Origin of the sequence: Flavobacterium sp. DSR3-2, assembly GCF_049896525.1 — a bacterium.
Lineage (GTDB): Bacteria > Bacteroidota > Bacteroidia > Flavobacteriales > Flavobacteriaceae > Flavobacterium.
The window spans coordinates 45,767-64,940 of record NZ_JAFCUM010000013.1 but is presented as its reverse complement, the minus strand read 5'-3'; the positions used below and the strand labels follow the sequence as shown (position 1 = coordinate 64,940).

Below are 19,174 nucleotides of genomic sequence, written 5' to 3'. Positions count from 1 at the left end.
ATTAATTCCCAATATGAGAAAAATTTTTTACTATTTAATTTTTGCTGTTGCCATCATTTCTTGCGCGCCAAATCGTTTTAAAAAGAGCGAAAAAATATACGATACTAAATTAAAAACATTAAAAAAAACCATATCCAATAAGGATTCGCAACCTTTACCTGAGATTCCTTATGTGTCGATGAATATTGACACTTTATACACTAAACAATTGCATACGTATAAGGATACAATTTTCAAAATGGGCTCAACACCTCTCGAAAATGGGATTAACACCGAATGGGTAGGAACAGTAAATTTTAACTTACGCAAACCTAATTTAATTGTTATTCACCATACTGCACAGGATTCATTGCAACAAACTATCAAAACGTTTACAAAAATAGAGACTAAGGTTAGTTCCCACTATCTCATTTCAGATGATGGAAAAGTAGTTCAAATGCTGAACGATTACTTACGTGCCTGGCATGCCGGCAATGGTTCATGGGGAAAAAACACCGATATAAATTCAAATTCAATAGGAATCGAACTGGATAATAACGGTTTAGAGGTTTTTTCTGAATTACAGATTAATAGTTTACTGGCTCTTTTGACTAAATTAAAAAAAGAGTACAACATTCCAACGCAAAATATCATAGGTCATGCGGATATTGCACCAACAAGAAAAAAAGATCCAAGTGCATTATTTCCTTGGAAAATATTAGCCGAAAAAGGTTTCGGAGTTTGGCCTGATGAATTTTTAGAAACAGCACCAATTGATTTCAATGCAGAACAAGGATTGCGAATCATAGGATACGACACTAAAAATCTGACTGCAGCAATTATGGCTTTCAAACTTCATTTCATTCAGAACGAAGTGAATGGTCTATTGGACGAAAAAACGATAAATACGATTTATTCTATTTATAAAAAGCAATAATCTATTGTATTCTTACCTAATAAAAACGGTTTTTTGATTCTTTCAAAAAACCGTTTTCTATTTATAATCAGCTCTTTTCTTTCCATTTAATTTCTTAAGCTTACTAATTTTAAAATAAAAAAGCTTCCAAAATAAACTGCCTCCAAAAGTTTGGACAAATTTATAATCAATTTTAAAAATAGGAAACTCGATATTGTCTCGGGCACATTTTGTTCACATTTGACTTAATTCTTTCACTATTGTACTAGTTTACACATTGTTTGATTTCCCGCTTTAGTTCATCTAAACTTGCAAATTTATGTATGTTGATTAATTCTGATTTTAGTATTCCAAAAAAGTTTTTTATGATAGCATTATCTAAACAATTTTCTTTTCTGTACATACTTTGTTTAATTCCTTTTTCTTTTGACTAGTATTGCTATTGTTTCATATGGCATTTCCAGCCTTGGTCTATTGTAAGCTCAAATTAGTGTGTTAGGTGTCTTTTTAAATGTTTTTTCGAGAATCACAACTACTCGATTAATAATAGGCCGTTCGGTAAGTTTATAACTAATTATTTCTTGATTAAATAAGGCAACAATAGCCCATAACTACAGTTTCTTTCGAGAGATATTAAATTTGGTTTTATCGGTTGCCCATTTTTGATTTGGAGCTTTCACTTTAAAATTCCTCTTTTAAAAGGTCTAAAGCTATTTTACCTTGCTCTACTTTGTAAAATTTGTATTTTTTTACTCTAATTAAACTTTTTAGCACTAATAGTTTCATTAATCTTGAAGCGGTTTTATGATTGATACTTATTCCTCTATGGTTCATTTCATCTGTTGTCCTCCTGTAACCTTAGCGACCTTTATCTTTATAATAAATGCGTTTTATCAACTCTTTAATCACTTGATAATTATCAATAAAGCAAATCAAGATTGCAATACAAATAAAACATTAACAGGAAAGACAAATGTCAACATGCGTTTTGAATAAAAGCTAGTTCAGTGTTAAATTGAACATTTATGCTTCTAATTCCGCTTCTTCGGTAAGCCCCAAAACTTGCAGGCTATTGTACTTTAAATAAAAAAAATGCTTTATACTGTGATTTTTCTAACGTTTGCTACACTAATAGAATAGTGACTTCACAATCAAGGCAATTGTTTAATATAAATTAAATTTAGAAAAATGAAAAAAATTATCATCCCTTTAATTTTGTTTTTTTTTATTGCTTCTCATGCTCAAGACCTTTCAGGTAAATGGAGCGGTATTATTGAAAGTGGAAAAAGTGAACCCGTTGTTTTCAATTTCACTATTGAAAAAAGTGGCGAAAATTTCTCAACAACAATAGACATTCCTGCTCTAAGAGCTGCAAATCTAAAACCAAAGAAAACTGTTTTTTCAAATGAAAAATTAGTTGTCGATGGGTCGAATTTGGGTTTTAAATACCAAGGCACCTTCAAAAAAGATTTGCAACAAATAGATGGAATTTTTACTGAAGGTTTAAATGCTTTGCCATTGGTTCTAAAAAAAGTACAAATTGAAACTCACAATGCTTTTAAAAGACCTCAAGAACCAGTAAAACCATATCCATATAAAGAAGAAGAAATAACATTCCGCAATAACGAAGCAAATATAACTTTATCAGGAACACTTACACTTCCTGACAGAACTGGGGAATATCCAATTGCTATATTAATTAGCGGTAGTGGACCACAAGATCGGGATGAAACTTTTTATGAACACAAGCCGTTTCTTGTGCTTTCGGATTACCTGACGAGACATGGAATTGGGGTGTTCCGTTATGATGACAGAGGTGTGGGAAAATCTACCGGCGACCATAGTGCTGCAACATCAAAAGATTTGGCTACCGATGTCTTGAGTGCTATTAAATATTTAAAATCGAGGAAATTTAGCAAGCAAATTGGACTGATTGGCCACAGCGAAGGGGCTATTATTGCACCAATGGTTGCCAATCTCAATAAAAATATTTCCTTTATAGTTATGCTTGGAGGAACAGGAATCTCTGGAAGTGAAGTTTCACTCTATCTTTCAAAAAAAACAAGAGGTTTTCCTGTGCAAGATGAAGCTTTGTATGAGTCCGCAATCAAAAAAGCTATTCAAATAGCCGCTACAGATAAAGAATTAGTTGACATCAGAAAAGATTTAAAAATACACTATCATGAAGCTATAGTTCCCATGTTGAAACCAATAATTAATTCTGCCGCAAAAATTGAAGAAATTATTGCCAACCTAATCGAAATAAGAACCTCTCCTTGGAACAGATACTTTTATAATTATAATCCAGCAAATGAGCTCGAAAAAGTAACTTGTCCTGTCCTTGCTTTAAATGGCAGTAAAGACATGCAGGTTCAGCCAAAAATTAATCAAGAGGAAATTACAAAGGCTTTAAATAAAGGACGTAATAAAGATTTTTCAATCTTTGAAATTCCAAATCTCAATCATTTATTTCAAGAATGTGTATCCGGTGAAATGAACGAATACAGTTCTATAACGTAAACGATAGCACCATTTGTGCTAAAGCAAATTTCCGATTGGATATTGGTTCATAGTAAGTAATTTTGATAGTAACTATTTTATTAAATCTTAACGGATAAAAAAGAAAAATTTACAACTGCCATAAAAGCTAATCAAGGTACAATCTACAAAATTGCATCAATTTACACCGACACGATTGATGATAGAAAGGATTTATTACAGGAAATCATTTATAACCTTTGGAAATCATTTGACAGTTTCAATCAAAAATCAAGTTTTAACACTTGGCTGTATAGAGTTGCTATGAATGTTGCCATTTATAATTTAAAAACTGCAAAAAGAAAAATAACCACTGTTCCAATAGCGGATCAATATTTAGATGTAAATGAGGATGAAAACAACCATTTTGAAGAAAAAGTAACCCTGTTGAAATAACATCTCGATAATCTTAATTTACTGGATAAAGGAATTGTAATGCTATATTCAGAAAACAAAAGCTACCAGGAAATTGCCGAAATTACAGGGCTGTCTGAAAGCAATGTAGGAACAAAAATGGCACGTATTAAAGAAAAGTTGAAAAAACAAATAAATAACAAAACTGATTATGGAACTAGATGATTTAAAAAACTCTTGGAGTGAAGTATCCGGCCAGGAAAAAATAGATATAAAAATGACTGACCAAATAACAACATTTAAATACAAATCAAATTTTAAAAAAATTATTTATCCTGAAATAATCGGCATTCTGATTTGCATTCTTGGCGTTATTTACATTGGGTTACATTTTGATAAATTAAACACCAATTTATTGAAAGGAACGGGCATTCTAACCATTGTTCTTTTATTACTAATCCCAGTAATTAGTTTAATCAGTCTTCTGCAATTCAATAATGGCGTTGATACAAATAAAACATATTCAGAAACATTAAAAGATTTTGCAACCCAAAAAATTCGATTTTATACACTTCATAAAATAAGTACCACGTTATCTTATTTATTATTAGTAGGTATTATTATTTTACTTTCTAAACTTTTTGGAGAAACTGAAATTTCTAAAAGCAAGTATTTTTGGATTTTTTCTTTTTCATTTGGTTATATATTTTTGTTATACTATTCGAAATGGGTTTCAAAAAAATACAAGAACACATTACAACAAGCAGAATTTTTGTTAAAAGAATTAGATCATTAAACAAAAACAATAGCTTACAACAGTCAGAGTTTCGTTGCTTGAGCAGCACGAACAATGAATTAAAATCATTGAACACCAAAATAAATTTACCTATAGTGAAGTAAACTCTTGTTGAATGCGTCCGGTTATAAGTCTACTCATACAACAAGCTTACTTAAAGTTTTGAGAGGGATTTTCAAGAGGATTTTTTATCTTTTTTTTATGAGCTTTATAATTGGTATTTTCGTGTTTTATTTTAGAAATCTGCAAATGACTTTTCCCCAGAAAGAATTTTAATTGTAGTTTAAATCAAATGTATTTACAGTCGGCGAAACAAAAAAATTGGTTTGCGGATTTTTAGACGAATTGACTCCAATTTTCACTCATTTGTAGCCAACATTAATTTTAATTTAGAGCACAATTCTAACGTTTACAAATCGATTACTTAAACTTTCTTTGTACAAATCTGTTACTTTACCTCTACTTAACGATCGAATGTAACACAAATTTGGCTTCCGGGCTACCTCTTATTATTGTTACTTATCTAGACCAAGCATGTCATTTTGGTTTCCTTCTTTTTTGCAGTCATGATTTACATTCTTATTGTTTTTATCAGCCAGCGAATAAAAAATGTCAACAAAATATTTCAGGATTTGATAAAGCATGTCTTTCAGAATTTTTATTTAAGACAGATGAGAATTACGACTAAAAAATATTATGGACAACTTTTTATTACTTTCCATTGGTGCGAAAAGCCATAACAAATCTTTCAAAACCACTTAACAATTCAATTTAATTAACTAACTTTCATACACTTAATCCGAATATCTCTATTTTAAATATTGCGATTACTACTATTTAATTTTTATACCGTACAAATATGAAAATTTCATTAGAAAAAAAAATAATCATAGGATTTATCATCAACTTGTTGGTTGTTTTTGCAATAGCTTGGGTTTTTATTTTAAGGATTGACAAACAAAGAAACCAAGCTTTGGATAATTCCCTAAATTGGTTAGAAATTGCATTGATAATTCTCTCCCTTATTTTGCTGACCGTTGTTTATTTTATAATTCGGTCCCAACTTCGGGCGAAAAATATTTCTCAAAATTTACTTTTGGAAAATAAACACTTGCTGCAATCAGTTATTGATACTACTTCGAGTCCAATATTCATCAAAAAAATAAATGGAGAATATCTTTTGATTAACAAACAATTTGAATCTTTATTTAAAATTTCAAATGAAGAAGTAATAGGCAAAACAGACCATGATTTTTTGCCTGCAACAACAGCTGATACGTATCGCAACACCGACTTTGAGGTACTAAAAGCATCTAGAGAATTGAAAACAGAGGAAATTATTGAACAATGGGACGGGAAACATACATACATCGCTGTTAAATTTCCTTTGTACGATTCTGCTAAACGGATTTATGCCATTGGTGGGATTTTTACGGATATTTCCGAAAGAAAAAAATTAGAAGAATCATCTAAAGCCGCTGATACATTCTTTATGATGTCAGTAGACATGATGATTATTTCCTCTATGGATAAATTTATAAAAGTAAATCCGGCCGTCAGTAAAATTTTAGGCTACACCGAAGAAGAATTATTGAGCAAAAACTTCTTAGAATTTACGCACCCGGATGATATCAAAATCACTAAAAAAGAAGTGCTAAAGTTGCAGACCGGCGCCTCATCAATTAAATTTGAAAACCGGTATATTTGTAAAGACGGATCTTTCAAATGGCTGGTTTGGTCAGTATTCCCAGATTTAAAAAATGGCTTATTGTATGCCGTAGCCAGCGATATAACGGACAAAAAAGAAATTGAAAACGCGTTAAATGTCGCAAATACCTTTTTTTACATGTCATTTGATATGTTTGTCGTAATTAAAGATCAGAATTTTGTAAAAGTTAATCCTGCTTTCTCCAGAATTCTTGGATATGAACAACATGAAATAATTAACAAACCTTTTTTGAGTTTCATACATCCTGACGATGCTGTGATTTTCATGGATGGTATCACAAAACTAAGAATAAGTGATTCTGTTGTCACGCATACGGTTCGGGAACGCCTGAAAGATGGTTCTTATAAATGGTTGGACTGGACGAGTACAATCGATCTTCAAACCGGAATTATATATGCGGTTGTCCGCGATGTATCTGATTTGATTAAAAATGAAGAATCTTTAAAAATATCAAATATGTTTTTTAATATGGCTTTTGATATTTTAACAGTGGCAAAAGATGAACATTTTATTAAAATCAATCCCGCTTTTACCAAAACACTTGGCTACAATCAAGAAGACATGAATCAAATGAAATTCATAGATTTAATTCATCCGGATGACAAACAAACTGCCGCCGAAATACTACAAAAACATTTGAAAGGAGAATCCGTTATCAATTTCAGAACCAGGTTTCTTTGTAAAGACGATTCTTATAAATGGATTGATTGGAATAGTAATATTGACCTTCAACATAGTGTGTTTTATTCTGTTGGACGTAATGTAACGGAGCTTGTCGAATTAGAAGACAAACAACAAAATGCCATTGATGATCTCTACGAAAATGAAGAGAAATTACGGCTAATAGTTGAAAATATCAGTGAAGGAATTATTGTGGCAAATGCCGATAAAAAAATAATCATGGCCAATAATATGGCCAATGAGATTTTTGGAATTGAAGAAGACGATAAGATATCTACTAATTTAAGCAATCACTTCGAGCTCTATTTCCCTGATGAAAAGACCATTTTCCCTTCGCAAAACTTACCTATGGAACGCGCACTAAGCGGGGAAGCGACTTCTGATATTGAAATTATTCTTTGGAATCCAATAGCTCAGGAAAAGAAAAGAGTGCTGATAAGCGGCAGACCATTAGTGGATCAAAATGACAATGTGGTCGCAGCAGTTGTAACTATAAAAGACATTAGCAAATACAAACAAATGGAAAAAGATTTGAAAGAATCCCAATCAAAATATCGACAGTTAATCGGATTCAGAAAAGGAAATGCTGATACGATGATTTAAAAATGACGCGGAATCCAATATCACTAGTTTTGCACTATAATTTGCTTTTCAGATTCTCTAACCCTATCAAACCAGTCGTTTCTTAAAATACTTAGCATAATACCGTCACGGTGATCATCACTTTCTTAAGTTGGCACTTGATTGCGCATCACTCTTCTTTTTTGCAACCTATACTTCCCATTGCGGCAATTCTTTGTTTGTTATTAAAATCCAATATAAATTCAACAAGTCACATTGCTAAAGTTTTCAAGGCAAATTGAAACAATAAAAATTTACAATGCTTATTTAATCATGTTCCACGAAACTGCTTTCCATACCAATTGTCGTCTAATTATCGTTTTTGAAATTGAATATTAATATCATAAAAACGAGTGCTTCCCGCCTATTTTCCTGATTTTTTATCGAAAACTACAAAGGAAAATTCTTTTCGCTTTTCTCTGGATTTTAACGCAATTTAAATGTGTTTTCTCCAGATTTTCTCTACTAATGGTGTGCACCAAATAATATTCCCAAGTCTCCCGCTTATTGATGGAAATTTCCAATAAATTTTTGAAATCTGACACCGTTAAGAGCTTTAAAACATTTTCACTCTCCAAAACTATAGAATGAAAAAAGTTAAAATCCATGTTTGTATTTAACTTAAAGTTGAATATTAAGGACAACCAAATATAAATTATAAAGAATGGTTTTAATTTTTTTTGCTGTTACATTTCTAATTTTCCAAATATGTTGCGCTGCGGATAATAAACTAAAAGACAAAATCCAACTTAACAGCTGCTAATGCTTTATTATTTTATTTTTTCTTACTTTTAGTGTCTAAAGCAAAATATTCTTTGCTATAAAAATAACGTTGAACCTAAATTAAAAAAATGAAACCAATCCAGTTATTAATGTGTTTTTTGGTGCTTTTTAGTACTTTTTCATCTCATGCCCAAAATCAAAAATCAAAAGAGTTCAAAGTAGCATTTGAAAAATTCACTTTAGAAAACGGATTGCAAGTCATCCTGCATATTGACCGCTCAGATCCTGTGGTTGCAGTTGCTTTGACCAGCCATGTAGGTTCTGCCAGAGAAAAAGCGGGTCGCACCGGATTTGCGCATTTATTTGAGCATTTACTTTTCTTGGAATCGGAAAACTTAGGAAAAGGAGGTTTGGATAAAATGAGCGCACGTATTGGTGGTGAAGGTGCTAATGGTTCGACCAGCAGAGATCGCACTAATTATTTTCAAACTGTTCCAAAAGATGCTTTAGAAAAAATGATTTGGGCCGAAGCCGATAAACTAGGTTATTTCATCACTACGGTAACAGAACCGGTTTTAGCCAAAGAAAAACAGGTCGTTAAAAATGAAAAAAGACAAAGTTATGACAACAGACCTTACGGACATAATTTTTCAGTAATCTCTAAAAACTTATACCCGGCAACGCATCCTTACAATTGGGACGTTATTGGTTCTTTGGAAGATTTACAAAATGCGACACTTGAAGATGTAAAAAGTTTTTACAATCTCTGGTATGTGCCAAATAATGTTACGCTAACTATTGCCGGAGATTTTGATGTTAAACAAACGAAAGCTTGGGTCGAAAAATATTTTGGAGAAATAAAACGTGGTGAAGCAATTCCTAAAATGGAAAAGCAGTCGATAACATTGTCCGAAACTAAAAAACTGTATTATGAAGATAATTTTGCCAAGTTACCGCAACTCACACTGACATGGCCTTCCGTTTATGAATACCATCCGGACAGTTATGCATTGGAAGTTTTGGCAAGTTATCTTTCAAAAGGTAAAAAAGCTCCTTTGTACAAAACTTTAGTTGAAGATAAAAAATTAACAGATGCCGCTGAAGTTTTCCAATACAATTCAGAAATAGCGGGTCAGTATATGTTGAGCGTAACGGCATTTGAAAAAATAAATTTGAATGACGTAATGAAAGGCGTGAACGAAGCTTTTAAAAACTTTGAAACTGAAGGAATTTCTCAACAGGATTTAAATCGAATTAAAGCCGGCCAAGAAACGGCTTTTTACACGAATTTATCTAGTGTATCAGGAAAAGGATTCCAACTGGCGCAATATGAAATTTTTGCAGGAACTCCGGATTACATCAACCAAGATGTTAAAAATATTCTTGCGGTAACCACCGAAGATGTGATGCTTGTGTATCAAAAATACATCAAAGGAAAGCATTTTGTTGCCACTAGTTTTGTTCCAAAAGGAAAGGCAAATTTAACATTGGCAGGTTCAACATTGGCCGCAGTTGTTGAGGAAAAAATCGTTGAAGGAAAAGAAGACTCCTTTGATGCCAGTGTTGCTGCAACTTATGAAAAAACACCTTCTAAATTTGACCGAAGCAAAGAACCAGCTTATGGAGAAAGCCCTGATGTAAAATTACCATCAGTGTGGAAAAATAAGTTATCATCGGGGATAAATGTTTTAGGAATCGAAAACCATGAAGTACCGCTTGTTCAATTTCAACTGCAAATAAAAGGCGGAATGTTGCTTGAAAATACGGATAAAATAGGCGTTTCGAATATGTTAGCGGAACAGATGACAAAAGGAACCAAAAATAAAACTCCGGAACAGCTGGAAAATGCTATCGAAAGTCTTGGCGCAACCATTAGAGCGTATGCAACTGATGAATCCATTTTTATTGCAGGAAATACCTTAACTAAGAATTACAATGCAACTATGGCATTAGTTCAGGAAATAATTTCACAACCGCGCTGGGATACTAAAGAATTTGAATTGATTAAACAAAGTGCTTTAAGCCAAATTTTACAACAAAAAGCAGATCCAAATAGTATTGCGAGAAATGAATTCAAAAAATTAATTTATGGCGAAGAATCAATTTTATCCAACAACCGCATCGGTACCGAAAACTCTATCAACAGTATTACTATTGATGATTTAAAAAATTATTACATTAAAAACATAGCTCCATCAGTTACTAATTTTCAAATTGTTGGTGGTGTTTCAAAAACGGATGTGACCAATTCATTAGCGACTTTAAATAAAAACTGGGAGGCTAAAGATGTTCCGTTTCCGAAAACGATAACTACAAATACGGTAGGTTCTTCAAAAATTTATTTTTATGATGTTCCGGGTGCAAAACAATCTGTAATTAGCATAGGATATCCTGCACTTGCAGCCACTGATGCTGATTTTTATCCTGTTCAAATCATGAATTACCGTTTGGGTGGTGGTGGTTTTGCCTCACAATTGACTCAACAATTGCGTGAAGGAAAAGGATATACGTATGGTATCAATTCTTCGTTTAATGGTTCTGTCAACAAAGGTCCATTTACAGTTTCGAGCGGTGTACGTTCCAATGTTACCTTTGAATCCGTTAGTTTGATCAAAGAAATACTTTCACAATATGGTAAAAACTTTACCGAGAATGATCTTGAGGTGACTAAAGGATATCTAATTAAAAGTAATGCCCGAGCATTTGAGACCCTGTCTTCTAAACTGCAAATGCTCTATGAAATTAGCAACTACAATTACGCTGATGATTATGCCAAACAACAGGAAAAAATTGTAAAAAACAGCACTATTGACGCCATAAAAAAGCTTTCAGAAAAGTATTTGAATGCTGATAAAATGATTTATTTAGTGGTGGGCGATGCTGAAACGCAGTTGATAAAACTAGAGCAAATTGGTTTTGGATCACCAATTCTTCTGAATAAACCAAAGGTAAAATAAGCTGATTTTAAACTAATTTGGGTTACACATTACTGATTGTCTTAGCCCAGATCGAAGTGAAAATCCCTACCGCAAAAAAAATAATTTTTCTTGTCCTGAAAGAGCGACCAACGGAAGCTCCTTTCAGGATTTAGAAAAATATTTTATTTAAGGGAGGATTGTAACGGAGCGCTGGATTAGCTCCTCAATTTTATTCGTTCATTTCGTCATGACGCTCCGGAACTTGCGGATCGTACAGCGGGCATTTGAATTCTGCCATTATATTCACTAAAGTATCCATTGTTTTGCCTTCAGTGCCATAACAATCAATTTTTATACTTTGGGGCGTCGTTCTGATGTGAAAAGCACCTGCACCATTTTTATTTTTCCAACTACTATCGTCCACTTTATCCCATTTTGAAAATACCGAAGCGATTCTATTTAAGATAACTGTAACAGGTAACTCTTCCAGTCCTTCAATTTCAGCTTGCTCCTCTGTAATAGTTTCATAAACTAAGTGATGGTTGAGATAAATTCCCTCAAGATATTTCCAAAAAACCAATTCGTACATAGCTAAAAAATTAAAAGATTAAAGAATTGAAAGATTGAAAATTGAAGTTAAATTGAAGCTTTTTAATATTCGAAAGTTCCGTATTCACTGGTTATAGTCAGTTTTTTTGAAGTAGCAGCTTCTACTCTACCTACTATTTGTGCATCGACATTGAATGATTTTGAAATCGCAATAATATCTTCGGCAACTGCTTCCGGCACATAAATTTCCATACGGTGACCACAATTAAACACTTGGTACATTTCTTTCCAATCCGTTTTAGATTGTGCTTGAATCAACTGAAATAATGGTGGAACAGAAAATAAATTGTCTTTTATAATGTGTAAATTTTCTACGAAGTGTAAAATTTTAGTTTGCGCTCCTCCACTGCAATGCACCATTCCGTGAATTTCATTGGAAGAATATTGATCTAAAATTTTCTTGATGATTGGTGCATAGGTTCTGGTTGGGGACAGCACTAATTGTCCGGCATTGATTGGTGAATTTTCAACGACGTCCGTCAATTTTACTAGTCCGGAATAAATTAATTCTTCAGGAACTAAAGCATCGAAACTCTCCGGATATTTGGTTGCCAAATATTTCCCGAAAACATCATGACGCGCTGATGTTAATCCGTTACTTCCCATTCCGCCATTATAGCTTTTCTCGTAAGTGGCCTGACCGAAAGAAGCCAATCCTACAATTACGTCACCCGCTTTAATATTTGCATTATCAATAACTTCAGAACGCTTCATTCGAGCTGTAACTGTTGAATCTACAATTATCGTTCGAACTATATCGCCTACATCTGCCGTTTCTCCTCCAGTTGAATGTATGGTTACACCAAAAGACTCCAGTTCTTTGATTAATTCTTCAGTTCCGTTGATAATTGCTGAAATTACTTCGGCAGGGATTAAGTTTTTATTTCTTCCAATTGTAGAAGAAAGCAAAATATTATCCGTTGCACCCACGCACAATAAATCGTCAATATTCATGATTAAAGCATCTTGAGCAATACCTTTCCAAACGGAAATATCTCCTGTTTCTTTCCAATACATATACGCCAAAGAGGATTTAGTCCCGGCTCCGTCCGCATGCATGATCAAACAGTATTCTTCGTTTTGCGTCAAATAATCAGGGACAATTTTGCAGAAAGCTTGTGGAAATAACCCTTTATCAATGTTTTTTATGGCATTATGAACATCTTCTTTGGATGCTGAAACACCGCGAAGTGCATATCTTTTTGAAGTATCTGAACTCATGTAATATAGTTGTGAAGCCTGCTTTTAAACAGGTAGTTGTGTGGCAAAGATAATTATTTTTTTGGGTTTTAACTATTGAGTCACAATAAGTGTTTCTTGATAAAATGGTCTAGCAAAATTTATTTATACCCTAAGTTTAGCATCTAAGAGAAGAATCTCTTAAAAAAATCTGTCAAAAAAAAATGTCCACCGGATACAGATAGACATTTTTATTATATTTCAATGGCTCAATAAATTACTCCCAGTCAGGCATGTATGCATCAGAAAATAATACCACTCTAGATGCACCTAAATTATTTATAGCAGGGGTAAATCGAACAATATTTTTTACAGACAGCCCATCATTAGAAGTATTAACAATAATTATTTCGGCTTCGTTTGGAGAATATCGAGCATCTAAATCTAAAGTCCCTACCTGCTTATCAATTCCTATCTCAGAAGTGACACTAGCACTAAAAACATGTTGAAAAACCCTAGTATCTAATTGTCTATAGTTTGCATCTTCAAATCCGGAAATATCTCTTGAAAAAATTATTTTTTGGCCTGTTACCGAAAAATTTAATCCCCCAATTGCGCCGGTAAATCCAGATATTACCTGATTTATAATGACACCCGAAGTGTTAATAACGAATATTTCTGCGTTATAACCATTAGCATTATTAACCTTCAATGCTATTTTTGTATTATCAAAACTCCAATCACATTCTGAAATAAACTTACCATCTGCAGTTTGATATATTTTAGTCAGTCCGCTGCCATCACTATTTATCCTGTATAATTTATCAAAATAGGGATAAATTATCTGGCTACCTGAAGTATTCCACGAAAAATTAATAAATTCACTATTAAATCCTGCAATAGGAATCGAATTTGTCACTTTAAAAACTCCTGAACCATCTTCATTCATGGTGTATATATGATTTTGAGCCCCACTAGCCCTTATAAATGCAATCTTATTGGATTGCTTATTTTTTCTGGGTCTCCAACTGTTCATATTTGAACTTGTTAATTGTATTATATTCCCCCCATCATTGCCTGAGTAAATAACATTATTGTCGTTTACTTTTTTTACAAATGTAAAACGAGCGTTTGGAAATGAAGTTGTAGTAAAAGAGCGTACCTCACTCAAAACAGGTACATTTACCCCATCAGATACAGAAACTTGCCAATAATATTTAGTACTGTAGGTAAGATTTTTTAAACTAAAATTTGGTTTAGTGATCTTTGAAAAAACTACAATATCACTACTACTATCTTTTCGCAAAGTAATTTCATAAGTGAGACTATCTTTTTCAGGATCAGAAGCAGTCCAAATTAAATTTAATTCCAAATTTTGATTCTGGGCATTATCTTTTGGAGTAACTAATATTGGAGCTGTTGGCGGTTTATTATTAGTCGTCGACAATTTAAGTTCGAATACAATATTTGTTGCGTTATTTATATTAACATTTGCAGGTTCAAATTTTGTGACATAACCCTCTTTTTGAGCTTCAAAGGAATATTGTCCAATTTTCACTCCCGAAATAGAAAATTTTCCTTCTTTATCTGTAAAAACTATGCTTGAACTTGGATTTGAAAATACCTTTACATTTGCTAAAGGCAAAAACGTTACTGAACTTACAACTTTTCCTTCAACGGTCCCATAGTCTTCTCCGGTAATCTTTTCCTCACTACAAGAAAAAAGCATTACTAAAAGTACCAAACTAGATTTTAGATAAATATTTTTCATTATTACAGAATTAAGATTTTTTAAAATAACCATTTTTTAAAAGCGTTTTACTATTATCTTGATTTTTTATATTTTCTATCTTTTTTGTAAAAAATAATAGGTCATCCCTAAGCCAAAACGATAATAGTAATCATCCCTTACTCCTCTTTGTAAATAGTCAATATTATCACTAAAATTTAAGTTATGCTCACCATATAATTTTATCCCAATTTTGTCTGAAATCATATATTCCAATCCTAAACCATACTGAACTTTAATATGCGCATTATCATAGATCCTATTTGAACCAAAACCTCCACCAGCAAATATAAAGGGACTCAATTTGTCTTTTGGCAATATGATAAGCTCCCCATTGAGATCGAATGTTACATAACCGACATCTAAACGATTTTTATTTGCAAGATTTATAACATTAGTTGATGCACTGAGATTAAAATTTGGCGTAATAAAATATTTTACTGCCCCTCGTACCATTGGTCGTAATAATGGACTTCCGTAATCGCCATCCATCAATGTAGCTCCGCTTGTAATCTCTATGGCTAACTTGGATCTTCTTTCTTGAAGGTGTCTTCCGTAAATTGCGGCTACATCTGCTTCCTGATTTTCCTCATTATATTTCAACATTACAGCATCGATTTCAGGTTTAGGAGCATCTGTTTCCCAAATATTGTCTTTAATACCTTCTAAAACAAGCGAAGAAACCGCTTTCTCAATCGCCTCTGTTACTGCCATTTGGATCGGTTCGTTAGTTGTATAACCTGTTTCTACTTCCAAAAGTCTTTTAAAATTTACATATTTAAAGAGACTTTGATCAATTGCTTGAGAAAGTATAGTTTTAGAAACATAAACTGATTTCATTATTTTTCCATTTGAAGTAGAAATCATGCGTAGGTAAACGGTTACTCTGTCTTGTCTATATTTTACGGAGCCACCAGTACCAAAATATCTTGCACCAAATCCTCCTGTAATTATATTAGAGTCATAAGAAATAATCCCACCTTCAAGCAATACGCCAGCGTACAGCAAAGGCGTTATTTGAATTTCATTAGGATCTGTTTTTTTTGAATATTCCTGCCTGGTGGAGCGTATCAGATTTCTTTCTTGAAGTAAATTTCCAATATTTTCACGCTCAATGGGTATAAACCACTTTGAATCTTCAAGTGCTTTAATTAATATTGAAGTTGCCCCTTGAGTAACAGCAGTGCTAAAGTTACTTCCGTTTTCAGAAGCTTTATATTGACCTGTTTGATCTCTAAATTTATAGAGCCCAACCACAATTTGTTCTTTTGGTTTTGGGAGTGATTTTAATAAAGAACTGGCTGGAGTACTTTCTCCAATAACTGCTTTTTCAACACCTGTTGGCTGATTGTAATAAGCACCACAACTTAAGAATAAAAAAACAAATAGGATCGCTGAGTAGGTTTGTAATCGCATATTACTGATTTGGGATGATTACTTGAGTTCGCTCGCCTGTTTTTGTATCGAGAATATCAACTGTAAGTCCTCCAGATGACGGGTATACCTCAACTGCCAAACTACCAAAAGTATAGGTCCCTACAGTTATGCCATTTGTCCCAAATTGTTGTCTGAAAAGAGAACTAGATAGTTGGCTCAATAATTGTGCGTTCAAATTCGCGGTAAACCGTTCCAACTCTGTTTGCTGAGTTTGAGAAGAAGAAACTTCCCTAAATTTATTTTGAGATTCCGCAGAACTTGCCAACCATTGGTAATTAAATGTATCACCTCCAAAAGCAGGGTTTTTTGGTTTATAAACTAAATCTTGAGCGTTCACTGACAATGCCAGTAAAATGATTGTTACTGAAAATAGAAATTTCATAAGATAAAAAATAAGGTTAATATTGAGTGAAATATTTGCTTTGCTTTTCTACATTTTTTAAATACAGATAAGTTGCATAAATAGATTGTTGAGCCATTTCATTCAGATACTCTTCATCTGGTTTAGCTAAAAATTCATACACTACTTCATTATCAATGCTGATAATTATTTTCGTGTTTCTGGCGAAACTAAATTCTTCGTTTAACGTAACTATTTTTCCTGCATTGATTTTATAATCGTTATATAAGTAATAATACAAATCATAAAAATCTTTACCAACTTTAGTTTTTGTATCATCGGTTACAATACCGATTAATTCAAATCCATCGGATGGAAGAACTATTATTTCATCTTTTTTTTTTTGTCACCAACTACTACCCTATCTTTTCCTATTAATTCTTTATTTTCATTATAAAAGAGTAATAAAATTATAATCTCATCCCCACTCCCTATATTAGCTTGAGTGGTAGATAAATTTTTATTTTCACTTCTATTAAGAGTAAAAAATCCCTCTTGTTTATTATTGGATTGGTTTCCACTCTCGTTGTTGTTTTTTATAACTGATAATTGATAAGACAAACTTTGAACTATATCAGATAAATTTTCCGCAGTACCAGTTATTTTTATATTTCCTTCAACTTCTTCAATTTCGATTTTTGCCTTAACAATTGTATTAGTTATCTGTGAATAAGACAAAAATGGAATTATTAGCAAAAACAAAAATTTATATTGAAAGGAAATATTCATGTCTTTATTTATTTATTATAATTACAGAAGCACCATTGCCAGATTGTATTATTTTCATATTTTTTGATAGGGAATTTGTGCCATAATTTTGAATATTTTGATTATTTCCCTTTTGAATAATTTCCATATTTATATCGTAATTAACATATAATGAAAAATCTTTGACATAGTTACTTTGCCCTTCTTGCACAATTTTTTGAACAATTGAATTGGCATTTTTATCCATAAAAATTTCATTATCAATACCGTTTTGCACTAAAGCTACATTGATGTCTTTCGCCTTTAGATTTGCATTTACGTAATTGAAAGATCCTACTTGCTGAATCATCACATCTCTTTGCAACTTTTTAGATCCCAATAAATCTTCTTGATTTTTTATCGTGTTAGAGACTAATTGCAAATTTTCCTTAGAAAATAAAAGAAATGAACTTTTTTGACTGTAATCATTATTAACCGCTGTTCCTTGTGCAAAAGACACAGTTGCAAAAGAAACGCACATTATAACAATATTTGAAAATGAGGATTTCATCTTTTTTTTTTAAAATTTAAAAAAACAGGATAGCTTTTTTTGAGCTATCCTGTCCTTAATAATTGTATTAATTGCTTTGAATAACAGTTGATGTATGATTGTTGCCTTGTTGTGATACAGAACTATTATTTCCTGGTCCAATAACTGAAGTAGATTGAGTTGTAAATGACTTATGACCCGTTCCTTCTTGCAGAATATTTTCTAAATTTCTATATCCTGTTTGAGTAGACATAGCATAATTATCATCGCCATATTGATAATGGTTAGACACATTTCTTGCAGAAGCACTTGTCGAACGACCATTGCTATCTTGGTTTTGAATGGATCTATTTCTCATTCCTCCTTGACTAGCATATGCTTCATTAAAATTCCCTTTTTGGGTTTGCGTAGCATCGTTTTTTCCATGAGGTGCAAAGGGTATTGCAGAACTAAGTGAAGTCATAAGTGGAAAAACTGACATAGTTGGAATAGGCGCATTACCAGAAGTACCTTGATCAATAGTAGCTTTGTTTTTGTTACCTGTTTGAGTTTGAGTAGCAGTATCATCACCCACTAATGAAGATAAAGAAACTGAAATTTCATCTTGCCAAATTGTAGCATCATTCTCGTTTCCTACTTGTTTTTGTGTAGCATTGTTATCCCAATTATTTTGAGAAATAAACGCATTGTTATCAATCCCCGCTTGATCAACATCAGCTGTATTACTTGCAGATCTGTTTGGGGAACCTATTGTACCAGGCTTTACCCCTTGATAAACATCAGCTTCGTTACTTTGAACTGTTTGTTTGATTTTTGATTTTTGATTTGTTCCCATTTGATCAACAAATGCATCTTGCGATAATCCAGATTGAGCGACAACACTTCCATTTACCCCAGCAACTGGACCGGCACCTGTCTGAGCGAATGCTACTGATCCTACAAATAGCATCGCGGAGATGCTTAAAACTACTTTTTTCATAATAAATATATTTAATTGGTTATTAATACAAATTATCATGTAGGTTATAAAAAAATAATTGGGGCGATTACTTTTTTTAGGTAATAAATAACAAGATATAATGTATTAAATTATCTCTTATTGAACTATCACATTTCAAAGATAGAAAAGATTTCTAATAAAATAATACGGCATATATACTTGTTTTTCAATTAATTATTGTTTTTCGATGAAAGGTAAATCTATATCGATGAACGGCTAAAATACCTTATTAATAAATAAGAAAAATACTCCCAAAGACAAAATAGAA

The 19,174-nt window shown here is 32.5% G+C and carries 17 protein-coding genes and 1 pseudogene; 7 read left to right on the top strand and 11 right to left on the bottom strand.

Features of this window, described 5'->3' with window-relative positions; translation table 11 throughout:
• Positions 1-13: 13 nt before the first annotated feature.
• Positions 14-916 (top strand): N-acetylmuramoyl-L-alanine amidase, encoded by a 903-nt coding sequence (locus ACP7AV_RS14240; RefSeq protein WP_426092514.1) that lies wholly within the window; start codon positions 14-16, stop codon positions 914-916.
• Between the two features lie 244 nt (positions 917-1,160).
• On the opposite strand, the gene ACP7AV_RS14235 is transcribed toward ACP7AV_RS14240, so the two are convergent.
• Both ACP7AV_RS14235 and ACP7AV_RS14230 read right to left on the bottom strand, forming a co-directional pair.
• Positions 1,161-1,310 carry an IS3 family transposase gene (locus ACP7AV_RS14235; RefSeq protein WP_426092577.1) on the bottom strand — a complete coding sequence of 50 codons (150 nt, stop codon included), beginning with the start codon at positions 1,308-1,310 and terminating at the stop codon, positions 1,161-1,163.
• A 266-nt stretch (positions 1,311-1,576) separates the two neighbouring features.
• Positions 1,577-1,741: pseudogene (locus tag ACP7AV_RS14230) on the bottom strand (IS3 family transposase); the annotation flags it as partial.
• Positions 1,742-2,083: 342 nt separating this feature from the next.
• Here ACP7AV_RS14230 and ACP7AV_RS14225 point away from each other — a divergent pair.
• From ACP7AV_RS14225 to ACP7AV_RS14200, 6 genes are all read left to right on the top strand, one after another.
• Positions 2,084-3,415: an alpha/beta hydrolase family protein gene (locus ACP7AV_RS14225; RefSeq protein WP_426092513.1), complete on the top strand. Its 1,332-nt coding sequence runs from the start codon at positions 2,084-2,086 to the stop codon at positions 3,413-3,415.
• A gap of 84 nt (positions 3,416-3,499) precedes the next feature.
• Entirely contained in the window at positions 3,500-3,829 is a 330-nt protein-coding gene (locus ACP7AV_RS14220) for a sigma-70 family RNA polymerase sigma factor (RefSeq protein ID WP_426092576.1), read from the top strand.
• A gap of 39 nt (positions 3,830-3,868) precedes the next feature.
• Positions 3,869-4,012: an RNA polymerase sigma factor gene (locus ACP7AV_RS14215; RefSeq protein ID WP_426092512.1), complete on the top strand. Its 144-nt coding sequence runs from the start codon at positions 3,869-3,871 to the stop codon at positions 4,010-4,012.
• Positions 3,999-4,583 carry a hypothetical protein gene (locus tag ACP7AV_RS14210; RefSeq protein ID WP_426092511.1) on the top strand — a complete coding sequence of 195 codons (585 nt, stop codon included), beginning with the start codon at positions 3,999-4,001 and terminating at the stop codon, positions 4,581-4,583. The genes ACP7AV_RS14215 and ACP7AV_RS14210 overlap by 14 nt, the downstream gene beginning before the upstream one ends.
• Positions 4,584-5,442: 859 nt before the next feature.
• Positions 5,443-7,596, top strand: coding sequence for a PAS domain S-box protein (locus ACP7AV_RS14205; protein WP_426092510.1), 2,154 nt, complete (start codon positions 5,443-5,445; stop codon positions 7,594-7,596).
• 869 nt (positions 7,597-8,465) lie between these two features.
• Positions 8,466-11,294, top strand: coding sequence for a M16 family metallopeptidase (locus tag ACP7AV_RS14200; protein ID WP_426092509.1), 2,829 nt, complete (start codon positions 8,466-8,468; stop codon positions 11,292-11,294).
• Between the two features lie 190 nt (positions 11,295-11,484).
• On the opposite strand, the gene ACP7AV_RS14195 is transcribed toward ACP7AV_RS14200, so the two are convergent.
• The 9 genes from ACP7AV_RS14195 to ACP7AV_RS14155 form a co-directional block, all read right to left on the bottom strand.
• Positions 11,485-11,844, bottom strand: a complete 360-nt coding sequence (locus tag ACP7AV_RS14195; protein WP_426064618.1) for a hypothetical protein — start codon at positions 11,842-11,844, stop codon at positions 11,485-11,487.
• A 62-nt stretch (positions 11,845-11,906) separates the two neighbouring features.
• Positions 11,907-13,085 carry an AIR synthase related protein gene (locus ACP7AV_RS14190; protein WP_426092508.1) on the bottom strand — a complete coding sequence of 393 codons (1,179 nt, stop codon included), beginning with the start codon at positions 13,083-13,085 and terminating at the stop codon, positions 11,907-11,909.
• A 235-nt stretch (positions 13,086-13,320) separates the two neighbouring features.
• Positions 13,321-14,814 carry a carboxypeptidase regulatory-like domain-containing protein gene (locus ACP7AV_RS14185; protein WP_426092507.1) on the bottom strand — a complete coding sequence of 498 codons (1,494 nt, stop codon included), beginning with the start codon at positions 14,812-14,814 and terminating at the stop codon, positions 13,321-13,323.
• Positions 14,815-14,889: 75 nt separating this feature from the next.
• Positions 14,890-16,248 (bottom strand): CsgG/HfaB family protein, encoded by a 1,359-nt coding sequence (locus tag ACP7AV_RS14180; RefSeq protein WP_426092506.1) that lies wholly within the window; start codon positions 16,246-16,248, stop codon positions 14,890-14,892.
• 1 nt (position 16,249) lies between these two features.
• Positions 16,250-16,651, bottom strand: coding sequence for a curli assembly protein CsgF (locus ACP7AV_RS14175; protein WP_426092505.1), 402 nt, complete (start codon positions 16,649-16,651; stop codon positions 16,250-16,252).
• Positions 16,652-16,667: 16 nt separating this feature from the next.
• Positions 16,668-16,958, bottom strand: coding sequence for a CsgE family curli-type amyloid fiber assembly protein (locus ACP7AV_RS14170; protein WP_426064709.1), 291 nt, complete (start codon positions 16,956-16,958; stop codon positions 16,668-16,670).
• A 35-nt stretch (positions 16,959-16,993) separates the two neighbouring features.
• Positions 16,994-17,398 (bottom strand): hypothetical protein, encoded by a 405-nt coding sequence (locus tag ACP7AV_RS14165; RefSeq protein ID WP_426064613.1) that lies wholly within the window; start codon positions 17,396-17,398, stop codon positions 16,994-16,996.
• A gap of 4 nt (positions 17,399-17,402) precedes the next feature.
• Positions 17,403-17,927 (bottom strand): hypothetical protein, encoded by a 525-nt coding sequence (locus ACP7AV_RS14160; RefSeq protein WP_426092504.1) that lies wholly within the window; start codon positions 17,925-17,927, stop codon positions 17,403-17,405.
• Positions 17,928-17,994: 67 nt separating this feature from the next.
• On the bottom strand, positions 17,995-18,885 hold the full coding sequence (locus ACP7AV_RS14155; protein ID WP_426092503.1) for a hypothetical protein: 891 nt from the start codon (positions 18,883-18,885) through the stop codon (positions 17,995-17,997).
• Positions 18,886-19,174 lie beyond the last annotated feature (289 nt).

What these genes read in the sequence shown, in the direction of transcription:
- ACP7AV_RS14200 (WP_426092509.1), top strand. Translation starts at nt 8,466, where the DNA reads ATGAAACCAATCCAGTTATTAATGTGTTTTTTGGTGCTTTTTAGTACT.
- ACP7AV_RS14215 (WP_426092512.1), top strand. Translation starts at nt 3,869, where the DNA reads ATGCTATATTCAGAAAACAAAAGCTACCAGGAAATTGCCGAAATTACA.
- ACP7AV_RS14205 (WP_426092510.1), top strand. Translation starts at nt 5,443, where the DNA reads ATGAAAATTTCATTAGAAAAAAAAATAATCATAGGATTTATCATCAAC.
- ACP7AV_RS14240 (WP_426092514.1), top strand. Translation starts at nt 14, where the DNA reads ATGAGAAAAATTTTTTACTATTTAATTTTTGCTGTTGCCATCATTTCT.
- ACP7AV_RS14195 (WP_426064618.1), bottom strand. Translation starts at nt 11,844, where the DNA reads ATGTACGAATTGGTTTTTTGGAAATATCTTGAGGGAATTTATCTCAAC.
- ACP7AV_RS14210 (WP_426092511.1), top strand. Translation starts at nt 3,999, where the DNA reads ATGGAACTAGATGATTTAAAAAACTCTTGGAGTGAAGTATCCGGCCAG.
- ACP7AV_RS14160 (WP_426092504.1), bottom strand. Translation starts at nt 17,927, where the DNA reads ATGAAATCCTCATTTTCAAATATTGTTATAATGTGCGTTTCTTTTGCA.
- ACP7AV_RS14225 (WP_426092513.1), top strand. Translation starts at nt 2,084, where the DNA reads ATGAAAAAAATTATCATCCCTTTAATTTTGTTTTTTTTTATTGCTTCT.
- ACP7AV_RS14185 (WP_426092507.1), bottom strand. Translation starts at nt 14,814, where the DNA reads ATGAAAAATATTTATCTAAAATCTAGTTTGGTACTTTTAGTAATGCTT.
- ACP7AV_RS14190 (WP_426092508.1), bottom strand. Translation starts at nt 13,085, where the DNA reads ATGAGTTCAGATACTTCAAAAAGATATGCACTTCGCGGTGTTTCAGCA.
- ACP7AV_RS14155 (WP_426092503.1), bottom strand. Translation starts at nt 18,885, where the DNA reads ATGAAAAAAGTAGTTTTAAGCATCTCCGCGATGCTATTTGTAGGATCA.
- ACP7AV_RS14165 (WP_426064613.1), bottom strand. Translation starts at nt 17,398, where the DNA reads ATGAATATTTCCTTTCAATATAAATTTTTGTTTTTGCTAATAATTCCA.
- ACP7AV_RS14180 (WP_426092506.1), bottom strand. Translation starts at nt 16,248, where the DNA reads ATGCGATTACAAACCTACTCAGCGATCCTATTTGTTTTTTTATTCTTA.
- ACP7AV_RS14175 (WP_426092505.1), bottom strand. Translation starts at nt 16,651, where the DNA reads ATGAAATTTCTATTTTCAGTAACAATCATTTTACTGGCATTGTCAGTG.